The sequence below is a fragment of the Geodermatophilus amargosae genome, assembly GCF_900116515.1.
Lineage (GTDB): Bacteria > Actinomycetota > Actinomycetes > Mycobacteriales > Geodermatophilaceae > Geodermatophilus > Geodermatophilus amargosae.
In genome coordinates this window covers 1-13,443 of sequence record NZ_FPBA01000036.1, presented here as the reverse complement: position 1 = coordinate 13,443, position 13,443 = coordinate 1, and the positions used below count along the sequence as shown (strand labels likewise).

10 protein-coding genes and 1 pseudogene are annotated in these 13,443 nt (G+C 69.7%); 8 read left to right on the top strand and 3 right to left on the bottom strand.

What is annotated here, in order from left to right; all coding sequences use genetic code 11:
* Positions 1-89: 89 nt before the first annotated feature.
* The 8 genes and pseudogenes from BM414_RS26465 to BM414_RS26425 all read left to right on the top strand — a co-directional run bounded on the left by BM414_RS26465 (position 90) and on the right by BM414_RS26425 (position 10,532).
* Positions 90-2,168 carry a GAF domain-containing protein gene (locus tag BM414_RS26465; RefSeq protein WP_175551833.1) on the top strand — a complete coding sequence of 693 codons (2,079 nt, stop codon included), beginning with the start codon at positions 90-92 and terminating at the stop codon, positions 2,166-2,168.
* Positions 2,165-2,845 carry a response regulator gene (locus BM414_RS26460; protein WP_093584593.1) on the top strand — a complete coding sequence of 227 codons (681 nt, stop codon included), beginning with the start codon at positions 2,165-2,167 and terminating at the stop codon, positions 2,843-2,845. Before BM414_RS26465 ends, BM414_RS26460 begins: the two co-directional genes overlap by 4 nt.
* A gap of 113 nt (positions 2,846-2,958) precedes the next feature.
* On the top strand, positions 2,959-3,339 hold the full coding sequence (locus tag BM414_RS26455; protein WP_093584590.1) for a response regulator transcription factor: 381 nt from the start codon (positions 2,959-2,961) through the stop codon (positions 3,337-3,339).
* A 348-nt stretch (positions 3,340-3,687) separates the two neighbouring features.
* Positions 3,688-4,470 carry an ABC transporter ATP-binding protein gene (locus tag BM414_RS26450; RefSeq protein ID WP_093584587.1) on the top strand — a complete coding sequence of 261 codons (783 nt, stop codon included), beginning with the start codon at positions 3,688-3,690 and terminating at the stop codon, positions 4,468-4,470.
* 1 nt (position 4,471) lies between these two features.
* The gene (locus BM414_RS26445) at positions 4,472-7,018 is read left to right on the top strand and encodes an ABC transporter permease (RefSeq protein ID WP_093584584.1); all 2,547 of its coding nucleotides are present in this window, start codon (positions 4,472-4,474) and stop codon (positions 7,016-7,018) included.
* A 302-nt stretch (positions 7,019-7,320) separates the two neighbouring features.
* Positions 7,321-9,159 carry an NAD(P)/FAD-dependent oxidoreductase gene (locus tag BM414_RS26440; RefSeq protein ID WP_093584581.1) on the top strand — a complete coding sequence of 613 codons (1,839 nt, stop codon included), beginning with the start codon at positions 7,321-7,323 and terminating at the stop codon, positions 9,157-9,159.
* 244 nt (positions 9,160-9,403) lie between these two features.
* Complete coding sequence (locus BM414_RS26430) at positions 9,404-9,613, top strand: hypothetical protein (RefSeq protein WP_093584575.1); 210 nt, start codon at positions 9,404-9,406, stop codon at positions 9,611-9,613.
* 43 nt (positions 9,614-9,656) lie between these two features.
* A pseudogene (locus BM414_RS26425) lies at positions 9,657-10,532 on the top strand (transposase family protein).
* On the opposite strand, the gene BM414_RS26420 reads toward BM414_RS26425, so the two are convergent.
* From BM414_RS26420 to BM414_RS26405, 3 genes are all read right to left on the bottom strand, one after another.
* On the bottom strand, positions 10,533-11,633 hold the full coding sequence (locus BM414_RS26420) for a hypothetical protein (RefSeq protein ID WP_093584572.1): 1,101 nt from the start codon (positions 11,631-11,633) through the stop codon (positions 10,533-10,535).
* 758 nt (positions 11,634-12,391) lie between these two features.
* The gene (locus tag BM414_RS28815; RefSeq protein ID WP_139246063.1) at positions 12,392-12,724 is read right to left on the bottom strand and encodes a hypothetical protein; all 333 of its coding nucleotides are present in this window, start codon (positions 12,722-12,724) and stop codon (positions 12,392-12,394) included.
* A gap of 197 nt (positions 12,725-12,921) precedes the next feature.
* The coding region (locus BM414_RS26405) for a polysaccharide deacetylase family protein (protein WP_139246062.1) at positions 12,922-13,443 on the bottom strand (522 nt) is incomplete at its 5' end.

Here is a 13,443-nt window from a genome sequence, read left to right as displayed (position 1 = left end):
CGCCGCGCGCGCGTGACAACCTCCGGCAGTTCCGTATCACGACCACAGCGACGCAATCGCCGGTAAAGTCGGCCGACGCCGACCGATGGGTGGAGGTCGTGAAAGGCGCTACCGAGACAGGTGCACCCGCCACCGCGGCGAATGCCTGGGCCGCCATCCCGGGCCTGGACGGCCTCGCTCAACTGGTCGACGGCCTTCCCGACGGTGTGGCCCTGCTGACCGATGACCAGCGAATTCTGTACGTCAATCCTGCAGCGTGCGCGATCCTCGGCCGCCGGCGCGAGGAACTCGTCGGCGTCCGCCCACTCTCCTCGACGGGCCTACCGCTCGGCTCGGGCAGGAGTTCTGCCCCGAGCGCGTACTCGGGACCCGAGGTCGAGTGCTCCGACAGGACTATCGAAGCGAACGGTCACCGGGTGGTGGCCCGTACGTTCCGCGAAGTCACCGATGAGCGACGTGCGGCACGGAGGCAGGCCACGCTGAGTCACGTGGCAGCTCAGGTGGCGCTGGCCGAGTCGCTCGAGACCACTCTCGACACCGTCGCTCAGTGCCTCGTGGAGTCCACGGGGATGACGGCTTGCGCCGCCATCGTCTTCGACGGCGAGCCTGCCCGGTTACGCGTCGCCGGCACCGCGGGGCTGCCCCCCGACTACGCCGAACGGTTCAGTGCCGCACTGCGTGCCTCGAGCGAAGCCCTGCCCGCGGTGTCCGCCTTCCGCAGCCGGCAGACCGTGGTTGTCGACAGGGAGAGCGGCGAGCCCGTGGTGGGCATGCTCGAGAACCTCGACGACGACCTGGACTGGCGCAGCATCGCTTCCTTTCCCATGATTGCCCGCAACCATCCCGTCGGCGCAGTCAAGACCTTCTGGCAGGGCCCTCCCCCGGACGGCCAGGAGCTCGAGTTCCTCGCGGCCGTCGCCGACCAAGCGGCGACCGCCGTGGACAACGCCCGACTGTTCGCCGATGCCGCGGCCTCTTCCCGGCGCGACGAAGGACTCATCTCCGCGTTTCTGGCATTGGCCTCCGAGCTCTCCCTGCCGGCCGTACTCACCAAAATCGTGGAACTGGCCTGCGACATCGCTGATGCCCGGTATGGGGCAGTTGGTGTCCTCGGCGCGGACGGCCGCCTGGAGGACTTCATCACCCACGGCGTCTCCGACGAGCAACACAACCTCATCGGACATCTGCCCATCGGCCGCGGAATCCTCGGCGCGCTCATCTCCGACGCCCGTCCGCTGCGGCTCTCCCGCATCCAGGACGACCCGCGATCTGTTGGGTTTCCGCCGCACCACCCGCCGATGACGTCGTTCCTCGGCGTCCCGATCACGGTGCGCGGCAAGATCTACGGCAACCTCTACCTGACCGAGAAGCGCGGCGGGTCCGAGTTCACCAAGGGTGACCATCGCGCCGTGGTGACCCTCGCGGCCCAGGCCGGCGTGGCGATCGAGAACGCCCGGTTGTTCACCGAGGCGCAGCAGCGGCTGGCGTTGGAGGCTCGGCACCGCCTCGCCCGAGAGCTGCACGACTCGGTGTCTCAGGCCCTGTTCTCCATGACGATGGAGACGCGGGCGGCGCAGTTGCTCCTGGAACGCGAGGGCCTCCCTGAAGACGGACCGCTGGCCGAGAGGCTGAGCAACCTGAGGCAACTGACGCAGGGCGCGCTCGCCGAGATGCGGGCGCTGATCTTCGAGCTGCGTCCCGAGGCGCTGCAGGAGGAGGGTCTCGCCGCCGCGATCCGCAAGCAGGCCGAGGGGATGAGTGCCCGGACAGAAATCGCCGTCGACCTCCGGCTGCCGAAGCGACGCCTCTCGCTGTCCCGCGATGCCGAGGAACAGGTCTACCGGGTGGTGCAGGAGTCCCTGGCGAACATCGCCAAGCACTCCGGTGCGCGCCGGGCCACCGTGCGGCTGCGCCACCGGCGTGCGGCCCGAAGTGAGCTGCTCGTCGAGCTCAGCGACGACGGCGTCGGATTCGACCCCTCGGTGCGCCAACCCGGCCATCTGGGCTTGCGCACAATGGCCCAGCGGATAGAGCAGGTGGGCGGCACGCTCCACGTGGACTCCCGTCCCGGGCGCGGCACCCGCATCACAGCCGTCGTCCCCCTGGCGCATGACGGGGCGCGCTTGGCGGTGCGAGCCGCTACGCGACCGCTCCGTGACGAGTCGTGAACGAGCCGGATCCGGGTCCTATCCGGGTCTGTCTCGTCGATGACCACGCAGTGGTGCGGCGAGGACTTCGCGGCTACCTGGATCTGGTGGAGGACATCGAGGTCGTCGGCGAGGCGGGCGACGGCCAGGCGGCGCTGGACACGGTGGCTGCGCTCGTCGCCGAGCAGCGGGCACCGCACGTCGTGCTCATGGACCTGCTCATGCCCGGCCTCGACGGCGTCACCGCCACGCGGTTGCTCACGCAGCAGTACGAGGACATCGCAGTCATGGCCATGACCAGCTACAGCGAGGTGGAACGGATCCGCAGCGCGCTCGAGGCGGGCGCGTCCGGCTACCTGCTCAAGGACGCCGAGGCCGACGAGGTGGCCGACGGCATACGAAAGGCGCACCGCCGCGAGATGCCGCTGGGCGCGGCGGTCTCCCGGCAACTCGCCCGGGCCTTCAGCGCGACCGGTCAGGCGGCGCTCGGAACGCTCACAGCCCGGGAGCATGAGGTCCTCCTGCTCATCGCCGCGGGGATGTCCAACCGGGAGATCGCCTCCCGGCTGGTCATCAGCGAGCGGACCGCGCGCACCCACGTCAGCAGCATCCTTGAAAAGCTTGAGCTGCGTTCGCGCACTCAGGCGGCGTTGTACGCCATCCAACACGGGGTGGCACCTGCGCATCCGTCTCCGTAGACGTTCCTCCGCTCGACTTTCGTCGCACCGAAGGCCGGTCATTGCGCCGATGACGCCGCGCCCCTGGCGGTGGTGCGGTGAGCACATAACCGAACCGCGTCGAGAGGCGCCTCGTGAACGTGCTCGTGGCCGCGCGTGACATCCGCGTCCGTCGGGCGCTGTCCGGTCTCCTGGAGTCGGCGGGGTACTGCGTCGACGGCACCACTCACGCCGCCGGTCAGGAACCGGATCGGGACGCAGACGCCCCCGCGGACGTCGTCGTCCTCGAGCTGGACCGGGGACACGACTACCGGGACCTGACGGTCATCGAGCGACTCACCAGCCGCGGGTGCTCGGTGATCGTCGTCTGTAGCGGGCCAAGGCATCGGACGGCTGTTCTCGCCGTGGGTGCCAAGGCGTGCCTGGACAAGGACGACGCCGGCTTCGCCGACCGGCTGGCGGAAGCAGTTGCGGCCGTCACCGGACCACCGGACCACCGGCTGCAGCAGACGTGATCCGAACCGAGCCGACGCGTGACTACGTCAAAGAGCCCTGTCGGATCCGGTCATCACGCCGATGGCACCCCAGCGGGTTCCGGCACGAGACTGCCTCACGCGCCGGTGCGGCAACCCGGCGTGCGGAACCGAGCCGGAGACGACCGACAGGCACCCGCCGCGGCGGACAGCGCGACCGATGTGAGGACTGTGATGACGGAGCAGACCGACGCTCCCCGTCCCTCCGCTGCGCTGCACCGGAGCCGAGCACCCTCCCTACGCCCGAGTCCGAACCCGGTTCAGCGGGGCTACGGCCTCCGAATGGGGGCGGCCACATCCACCCTCAGCGCCGAGACGCAAGGAGCGAACATGACATCCGTCCGGGACATCCCCACCCAGAGGGTCGGCGTCCAGGCGCCTCCCGCCGCCCGCAGCGTCCGTCTGACCAAGGTCTTCGGCGAGGGCGACACACGCGTCGTCGCACTGGACGCGGTGGACGTCGCGTTCAGGGCCGGCCAGTTCACCGCCATCATGGGGCCGTCCGGCTCCGGGAAGTCCACCCTCATGCACTGCATGGCCGGCCTCGACGCGGTGACCGACGGGCACGCCCACATCGGCGACACGGAACTGAGCTCCCTCAACGACAGGCAGCTCACCATGCTGCGCCGGGACAAGATCGGCTTCATCTTCCAGGCCTACAACCTGCTGCCCACCCTCACGGCGCTGGAGAACATCACCCTGCCGATGGACATCGCCGGACGCAGGCCCGACCAGGCCTGGCTGGACACGGTCATCGACACGGTCGGGCTCCGTCCCCGGCTGAACCATCGGCCCAGTGAGCTGTCCGGTGGCCAGCAGCAACGGGTGGCCTGCGCCCGGGCGATGGCCAACCGCCCGGAGATCATCTTCGCCGACGAACCGACCGGGAACCTCGACTCGAAGAGCGGTGCCGACGTGCTGGCCTTCCTCCGCCGGTCGGTCATGGAGATGGGCCAGACGATCGTCATGGTCACCCACGACCCCGTCGCCGCGTCCTACGCCGACCGCGTGCTGTTCCTCGCCGACGGCCGGATCGTCGACGAGATGCTCTCCCCTACCCGGGAACGCGTCCTCGAGCGGATGAAGGCCTTCGACAGGCAGCCGGAGGCCTGACATGTGGCACGCGACCCTGCGCAACCTCCTGGCACACAAGTTGCGGCTGGCGCTCAGCGGGTTGGCGATCGTCCTCGGTGTCGCCTTCGTGTCCGGCACCATGATCTTCACCGACACGCTGGGCAAGACCTTTGAGAACCTCTTCGCGAGCACGTCCGCGGACGTCAACGTGGAGCCGGCCTCCGCGTTCGACTCGGGCCTCGCCGGTACGGGCGAGGGCACCGGCGCGGCGTCCACCGTGCCCGAGAGCCTGGTCGACACGGTGCGCGACGTGGACGGCGTCGCCGCGGCCGCGGGCTTCGTCCGCACCGAGGGCGTCTACGTGCTCGACGGCAACGGGAACGTGCTGGACACCGGCGGTGCGCCGGGCATCGGCATCAGCTGGGAGCCCGATCCGGACCTCTCGTCCAGCACGCTCGTCGACGGCCGCGCACCACGGGGAGCCGCCCAGGTGGCGCTCGACGTCGACTCCGCGGAGAAGGCCGGCTACACACTCGGTGACACCGTCACCGTGCTGACCACGGGCCCCCGGGTCCAGGCCGAGCTGGTCGGCACCTTCTCCTTCGGGGACAGCGGCGGCTCGGCCGGAGCATCGCTCGCGGCGTTCGAGACCCGCGCCGCCCAGGAGCTCTTCGGCACGCCGGGGCAGTTCAGCGGCATCGGCATCTCCACGGCCGACGGGATCGCCGAGGAGACGGTCCGGGACCGCGTCGCCGCCGCGATCGGGGACGGATACGACGTGCGCACGGCCAGCGAGCAGGCCGAGGCACTCGCCGGCGACTTCGAGGAGGGCCTGGCCTTCGTCGAGACCTTCCTGCTCGCCTTCGCCGGTATCGCGCTGTTCGTCGGCACGTTCATCATCCTCAACACGTTCTCCATGCTCGTCGCACAACGGACGCGGGAACTGGCGTTGCTGCGGGCTCTCGGCGCCGGTCGGGCACAGGTCACCCGATCGGTCCTGGCCGAGGCGCTGGTCCTGGGGATCGTCGGCTCCACCCTGGGACTGGCCGCGGGCTTCGGGGTCGCCACCGGCCTCCGGTCCCTGTTCGGGCAGTTCGGCCTCACCCTGGACGGCGGGCTCGTCTTCGCCACCGACACGGTGTTGTGGTCCTACGCCGTCGGGGTCCTCGTCACGCTGATGGCCGCGTACCTTCCGGCACGACGGGCGGCCAAGACCCCGCCCGTGGCGGCGATGCGCGACGACCACGTCTCCGTGGAGCGCTCACTGCGCCGACGGACAGTGTTCGGTGGCGTCCTGACGGCTGCCGGGGTCGCTGCCATGGTCGGGGCCTTCATCGTGCAGGACGACGGCACAGCGGCCTCACTGGTCGGGGTGGGCGCCCTGACGTTGTTGCTGGGGACCATCGCGCTGAGCCCGGTGATCGCCCGACCGTTCCTGCGCGGCATCGGTGCCGTCCTGCCCCGGCTGTTCGGCACCTCCGGTCACCTCGCCCGGGAGAACGCGGTGCGCAATCCTCGGCGGACCGCGGCAACGGCGTCCGCGCTCATGGTCGGCCTGGCACTGGTGAGCGGCTTCAGCATCATCGGGGCGTCGACCAACGCGTCCGTGGACAACAGCCTCGATCAGTCCCTGGGGGCGGACTACGTCGTCTCCACGGCGGTCGCCGCGCCATTCAGCGCGGAGATCGCCCAGGAGATCCGCGTCATCGACGGCGTCGAGTCCGTAACCCAGCAACGGTTCGGCCAGGCGCAGCTGGGCGGTGTCCAGACGTCCGTGAGCGCCGTGGACGCCGCGACGCTGGACTCGGCCTTCGCGCTCGACTACCTCACCGGCGGCACCGAGGGGCTCCGCGGCGAGGGACTTCTCGTGGACGAGGACACGGCCGCGAGCCGCGGCTGGTCCGTCGGTGATCGGGTCGAGGCCCTGCTCGCCAACGGTGAGCGTGTGGAGCTGACCGTGGGCGGCGTGTACACCACAAACCAGGCGCTGGGCTTGGCGGTGATCTCCCTCGACACCTTCACCGCGGCCGGCGGTGAGGCGCTCGACCGCTTCGTCTACGTGGACGTCGCGCCGGACGTGGATGCGGCCGCCGTGCGGTCCTCCCTCAAGGCGACCCTCGACGCGTATCCGGTGGTCACACTCAAGGACCAGGCCCAGTTCGCGGACGAGCAGAAGGGGCAGGTCGACCAGCTCCTGATGATCATCAATGCGCTGCTCGGGCTGTCGGTGATCATCGCCGTCCTCGGCATCGTCAACACCCTGGCCCTGTCGGTGATCGAGCGGACGCGGGAGATCGGTCTGCTGCGGGCCATCGGGATGGACCGCCGCCAGTTGCGGCAGATGATCCGGCTGGAGTCGGTCGCCATTTCGGTGTACGGCGCCGTATTTGGCCTCATCCTGGGGATCGTGTTCGGCACCGGCCTGGTCCAGGCGCTGGCCGACCAGGGCATCAGCCAGCAGGTGATCCCGGGCGGGCGGATGCTCCTGTTCCTGGCCATCGGCGCTCTGATCGGCGTGCTGGCCGCCGTGTGGCCGGCCCGGCGGGCAGCCGGGCTCAAGCTCCTCGACGCGATAGCAACCACCTAGGACGCGGCCGAGGGCCCACCTTCCTAGTGGGCCCTCCGCCGTGTCGCCAAGCCGAAGGTTGCTGCACACGAACGAGCCCCAGGATCGTCTCCTCTCGGGGCGAGAGGCTGCGGCACCGGCGTGGACCGGTGGTATCGGCTTCAGGAGCGGCGATTCCTGGCAAGGCGGCGCCGCCCAACCCGTAGTAGCGCCTGACCACGTGCGCCTCCACCCCCGTCACCCGCAGCATGCGCTGACGCTGAGCGTGGCGGTTCAACCAAGCACTGCCGGCGCATGGACCAAGACAGGATGGTGATCTTGCGATGACCGAACCCGGTGCCATGACCGGAGGCGGCTCGCAGTTCCCCGAAACCCAGGACGCCGAGCCGTCCGCCGCCGTCGCGACGCTGCCCCGCAATCAAGGCCAGCAGGTCGATCCCAGGATTCCTGTGATTCTCGTGGTCGACGCGGACCCACAGAGTGGGGAGGCCACGGCTGCGGCCCTGCGGCGTCGGTTCGCGCCCGATTACCGGGTGCTGACCGCCGGCTCAGCCGAGGCGGCGCTCGCCAACCTTGAGCGCTTGGCCAGCGCGGGGGACGAGGTCGCGCTGGTCGCCGCCGACCTGCGCCTGCCGGACGGCGAGGGAGTCCGCTTCCTGGAGCGGGCCGCCGGCCTGCACAGTGACATCGCACGAGTGCTGCTGTTCGAGATGGACCAGTACCACACCCGGATTCCGTTCACCGAGCTGCAAGCCCTGCAGCGCGCGACCGCGCTCGGGCAGATCGACTTCTGGATGGTGAAGGGGTGGGTCAACCCCGAGGAGTGGCTGTACCCGCAGGTGCAGGAGGCACTCAGCGCGTGGTCCAGGCGGCACCGGCCGAGCCACGTGGTGTACCGCATCATCGGCGACGAGTGGGACCCCCGCTGCCATGATCTCCGGGACGGCCTGACGGTCAATGGCGTGCCGTTCGTCTTCCATCCGCGAGACAGCGACAGGGGGAAGCAGCTCATCCTGGAGCACCGGGTGGACGCCAGTCGGCTCCCGGCCGCGATCCGGCACGACGGGCGCGTGCTGCAGGATCCCTCGATGGTCGAGATCGCCGTCTCGCACGGGATCCGGATCCGACCCTCCCTGAGCGACTATGACCTGGTGGTCCTCGGAGCAGGTCCGGCAGGCCTTGCCGCCGGCGTGTATGGCGCCTCCGAAGGCCTGGGCACCCTGCTGCTGGAGGCGCGGGCGATCGGGGGCCAGGCCGGCACCAGCTCGATGATCCGCAACTACCTGGCTTTCCCACGCGGCATCAGCGGGGGCGAGCTGGCCCACCGTGCCTGGGAGCAGGCCACGCTGTTGGGAGCCGAGTTCGTCTTCACCCATCAGGTGACGGCGCTCACTACGGCCGGTGGTGGGCATGCGCTCGTGCTGACCGACGGAAGCCAGGTGAGGACGCGTGCGGTCATCCTCGCGACCGGCGTGACGTACCGCCATCTCGGCATCCCTGACCTCGACCGCCTCGTCGGAGCCGGCGTCTTCTACGGCGCGGCCGGGGTGGCCGCATCGGCAATGGCCCGGAAGCACGTCTACGTCGTCGGTGGGGCCAACTCCGCGGGACAGGCCGCCCTCCACCTGGCCAAGTACGCCGCCCGAGTCACCGTGCTCGTGCGCGGCAATTCTCTCACCGCCGGGATGTCCGACTACCTGGTTCGGCAGATCGAGGCAACCCCGAACATCGCCGTCCGGCTCCGGACACAGGTGATCGGTGGCCGCGGCGGCGCCCGCCTCGAGGGGCTCACCCTGTGGGACCGGTATGAGCAGCGTCAGGAGGACGTACCTGCAGCGGCGGTCTTTGTCTTGATCGGCGCCGAACCCTGCACGGACTGGCTGCGCCCCGTCCTGAGTCTCGATGAGCACGGCTTCGTCCTGACCGGCCGGGACGTACCACAGACGGACTGGCCGCTGGACCGCGAGCCCCATCCCTTCGAGACCAGCCGTCCCGGCGTCTTCGCGGCCGGCGACGTGCGATATGGCTCGGTCAAACGCGTCGCCGGCGCGGTCGGCGAAGGGTCCGTGGCCGTCGGTTCGGTGCACCGCTACCTGGCCGAGCTCGCTGCTGCCGCCGGGCAGCCGTCGGAAAAGGCGGTAAAGCAGGCGACCCCGCTGTGATGGACCTGGCACACACATCGGCCGGTAACGTCCGGAGGGTGACGGGCGCCGAGTCGGAGAACGGCGGCCGGCGCCCAGTGCGGGGGCTGCGTGCCGGGTCGGCGGTGGTCCTGGTAGCTCATGGCCTCCTCCATCTGTTGGGTGTGGCACTGCTGTGGCGCTGGGGCGAGCCGCGGTACGACGACGTCCATCCGGCGGCCGGTTCGTCGCCCGCGCTCGTCGTCGGCGCGTCTGGCTGATTGCCGTGCTGCTGTTCCTCCTCACCGCGGGGCGTCCCGCGCGGCGTCCGGTCGGCCTGCTCGCAGCTCTCGTATCGATCGCGGTGCTGCTGCCATCGGCCTCGATCGCGTGGGCGGGTCTGGTCCTCGACGCGGCCGTGCTGCTCGGTGTGGCACTGGCCGTCACCGCGGTTCACCGCGGGCCGCGACCGGCCGGCAGCGGGAGGAACGGGTGACCACTCCCCCGGTGCCGTCGGCAGGCGGGAGGTCCTTCCACAGATGTCCAGCCGCACCGAGGTCCTGCTGTGTCCGATGCTGTCACCTACACCGCCGTGCTTCCGGTCGCCGAGGAGACCGTGCAGTTGGTGTCGGGCCTGCGGGCCGCCGAGCGACGGCGACTCGGCACCCACGGCCGGCGCCGGACGCTGGGCTGCTACCGGCAGACGGTGCTGGTGCTGCGCTGGTTCGTGGATGGCACCCGGCTGGCCCAGCTGGCCGCGGACAACCGCATCGGCTTCTCGTCGGCCTACTGGTATCCACACGAGGGCATCGACGTCCTGGCCGCGGCAGCACCGGGGTTGCGTGGCGCTGCTGGCCGCTCGCGCTGCCGACCATGCACATGTGACCGTGGACGGCACGCAGGTCCGCACCGACCGCTGCCACGTTTCCGGCCCGACCGCGCGCACCGACCAATCTGACCGGCGGGTGGACCTGTGGTGGTCGGGCAAGCACGCCACCCACGGCGGCAACATCCAGGTCATCGCCGCACCCGACGGCTGGCCATTGTGGACCTCCGGCGTTCGGCCCGGCCGCGAGCACGACACCACCGCGCTGCGCACCCACGCCGAGGCGCTGCCACTGCTGGGCGAGTGGACAGAACCCGAGCACACCGTGCTGGCCGATCTAAGTTACGAAGGCGAACGCGGCGCGCTGACCACACCAATCAAGACGATCGCCGGGCGCCGGCTGACCGACGACCAGCGCACCGTCAACCTGCTGCACGCAGCCACCCGAGCCCCGGCCGAACGCGGCAACTCGCTGCTCAAGAGCACCTTCAAGGCGCTGCGCCGGGTCAGCCTCTGTCCCTGGCGCATCGGCGCGATCGCCGCCGCAGCTCTCGTGCTGCTCCGCCACGTGTACGGCCGGACGATATGATCAACAGGCCGGCGAAGCCACTACTGGAAATGGCTCACTGTCCGGTTCCTTCTCGTGCGGCTCGGTCGGGACGAGGCGAAAACGCCAGAGCGGCAAGCGCGGGGAGCTGAATTCAGCTGGTAGCAGGTCACGGAGGACTCCCGGGTCGACCGGTACCTGAAGCCCGAGCAGTTCGTCGCCGTCGCGCGTGGCTGCTTCGAACCAGCGGGCGAACATGCTTGACAGATTTCCGATGATCTCGAAGCCCTGCCCTGGAGTCGGCTCCTCCGGCGCGCACACAAGCGACATTTTGCGCAGCAGGTCGCCGTCGAGGTCGGCCTCCTGCTGCGCGGGCCAAGATCCGAACCGGAGCAGGAACATCGCCAGCCGGCTCTCGTCTTCCTCCACCATCTGCTGGCCTCCGGCCCAGAGCTGTACCTCACCGAGTTCGAACTGCGCCTCGCCGTCCGCGGCCACATGGCGGGGCTTGCTGGGGTCGGCGATGAGATCGAGGCGCAGCGGGGGCACGAGGCCGACCATGACGTCCCCGAGCGTCTCCGAGAGTCGGTTTGCCATGAGCGCCGCTTCCAGGCCCAGTACGTATCGCCCTCGCTCGTCGCGGCCAAAGGCATCGGCCGGGACCAACGCCCACTGGCCGAGAGTGGAGAACAAGCACGCGACGTGCACTTCACCCCCGTGCAGCCCCCGGAACCGGCGCAGCCCGTTCATCTCTGCCGCGGACATGGTCACCGGCCCCGTCGGCTTGGTGGGCGCGACGTTCTTGACCTCGACTAGGAGTCGGCGGCCGTCACGCAGGACGAGCAGGTAGTCCGGGAGCTTTACGTCGTCGCCATCGACGAACACCTCACCGGAGTCCAGTGTCATCAACAGCTCACAACCGTCCAGCGCTACAACGAGCGAGGCGAACAGGGCCTGCGCTCGCCAGCCGTGGACGGTCGATGGGGCGGCCAGCGCCTCCTGCACGCCCTCGCCCACTTGTTGGAGGACTGCGTCGAGCCGCGCAGGGTCGCGCAAGGGCGTCTGGCCACCATCGTCGAGCTGCCGGAACAACTCCAGTCCGTCGAGCTTCGCCGGGGATCGCTTCAACTTGCGCAGCACCATCTGTGCAGGGTGGACGACCGGCCAGCGCCGACGCACCTTTTGAGCGGTTGCACACGCATGACCCGTCGCTGGAGCTGTTCGTCCCCGTCGCAACCTGGGCCAGGTGTCTCCTACGAGCTCGTGCATGGTTAGCGGGACGCCTCGCTCGTGCTGCGGTGAGGGACGGAGCAGGGTCGGAGTGTGTCGAGGAGCCTGGCCCATGCCGCCGCTGTTGCCGACCGCCATGTGACGGGACTGTCCCGGCAGGTCCTGGCTGACCTAGTCGCCGAGGTGGGGCCGCGCTGGCAGGCGGTTGGCGCCGGTACCCGGCACTGGCCGCTGTTGATCGACGGACTGCTGGCCACACGCTGCCGGAACTCCTCCGGATACCTACTCTGTCCGCCCGTCCGGACCCTCCCTCCTTCGCTCGTACCAAAGCCTGGAGGTGTTCGGCCGCCGAGGGCACCTCAGGGCCGCGTGCAACAGTCGAGGGGTGCCCCGGGAAAACGATGCGGCGACGGCAAACTGGCTCGCCTGTACCCGCGATTCTGGTAATACTCATCACTTCCGTAACGACTCATCGCGCTCTGCATAATCGGACCGCCGAGCGTCCATTGGGGCACCTCCGAAGTACCCCCACTGGGCTCGCGTAAGTTACGCGAGTCTTTGGGTTCTCGCGCGCGTGGGGCGCGATATCGAGGCGCAACTACGATTGGAGCGACTGGCCAGCTGCTGTTCAGATTGATCCTTCAGCGTCAGCCCGCTGAACCCGGTGGGGGTCAGGCCTGCCATTCATCACGCACACCGCCAACCTCGACTCCATCGCTCCCGCTTTCCTCCATCCGGCGCTTCGGCATACGCGACCGTCGAAGCTGCCCGAGTGCTACAAGATGGGCAAGGAGCTCAGTCGAAGGAAGGGTCGTCATCTGGGTCGGCTCATGCTGCTTGCCGATCCTGGCCTTCGAGCCGGCACACGTCGGCGCGGACGCCGGCTGGCGGTCCTGGGCAGGAATGAGGTAGCCGCACACGGGGCAGTAGAAGCCGATCAGCTCGCCGCCGGCCGATCGGCGGGAGGGGTCCTGGGCGTCGTGCCGGTCCACCGTCACCAGCATCCTCTCCTTTATGCTGTGGGTCGGTGCCTGGCGGGTGGCGCCGTCTCCGGATGCGTCTCCCGCGAGTTGGGCGGTACGGCCTCGACCGGCGGGATCAGCTGGGTGAGCTGATGGCGGTTGCCGCCGGTCAGGGTCACCGCCGGCGGGATCCTGTGGGCGTCGCGGATCAGGTGGTGCGTGGCCCCGGGGGCGGCTGCTCAGAAGTCTGAGTCGAGGTGGCCGAGCAGGGTCGGGGCGTCCCAGGTGGGTGGCGGCATGATGCGGCGGATGGTCAGCAGCGGCTGTGCGGTGTCCGGGGGGTCGGAGAGCTGGAAGGCCGCCCGGTATCCCGCCGCGGCGACGTGGGACAGGACCTCCGGCGACCAGACCCCGAAGGGGTAGGCCATGAGGTCGACGGGGTGGCCGAGAACCTCGGCCAGTTGAGCCTTCGGCTGGTCAAGCTGGGTTACCCACTGGTCGTCGATGAGCCGGTCGGTCCGCTGGTGGTCCCAGGTGTGCGCGCCGATGGTCATGCCGGCCCGGTCGAGGTCGCGGAGCTGGTCGTCGCTGAGCCAGTCGGGCTTGTTGAGCACGACGGTCATGGGGAAGAACGTGGCCGGAAAGCTCAGGTCGGTGAGGACGGGCAGGGCCACCGAGTGGTGGGTCGCCGACCCGTCGTCGAAGGTCAACAGCACCGGGCGCTGCGGGAGGGCGGTGCCGAATTGCAGGTGGTCGACGAG

Bases quoted from the DNA above. Each gene is read 5' to 3' on its own strand.
- BM414_RS26450 (WP_093584587.1), top strand. From the start codon at position 3,688: ATGACATCCGTCCGGGACATCCCCACCCAGAGGGTCGGCGTCCAGGCG.
- BM414_RS28815 (WP_139246063.1), bottom strand. From the start codon at position 12,724: ATGCTGGTGACGGTGGACCGGCACGACGCCCAGGACCCCTCCCGCCGA.
- BM414_RS26420 (WP_093584572.1), bottom strand. From the start codon at position 11,633: ATGGTGCTGCGCAAGTTGAAGCGATCCCCGGCGAAGCTCGACGGACTG.
- BM414_RS26440 (WP_093584581.1), top strand. From the start codon at position 7,321: ATGACCGAACCCGGTGCCATGACCGGAGGCGGCTCGCAGTTCCCCGAA.
- BM414_RS26445 (WP_093584584.1), top strand. From the start codon at position 4,472: ATGTGGCACGCGACCCTGCGCAACCTCCTGGCACACAAGTTGCGGCTG.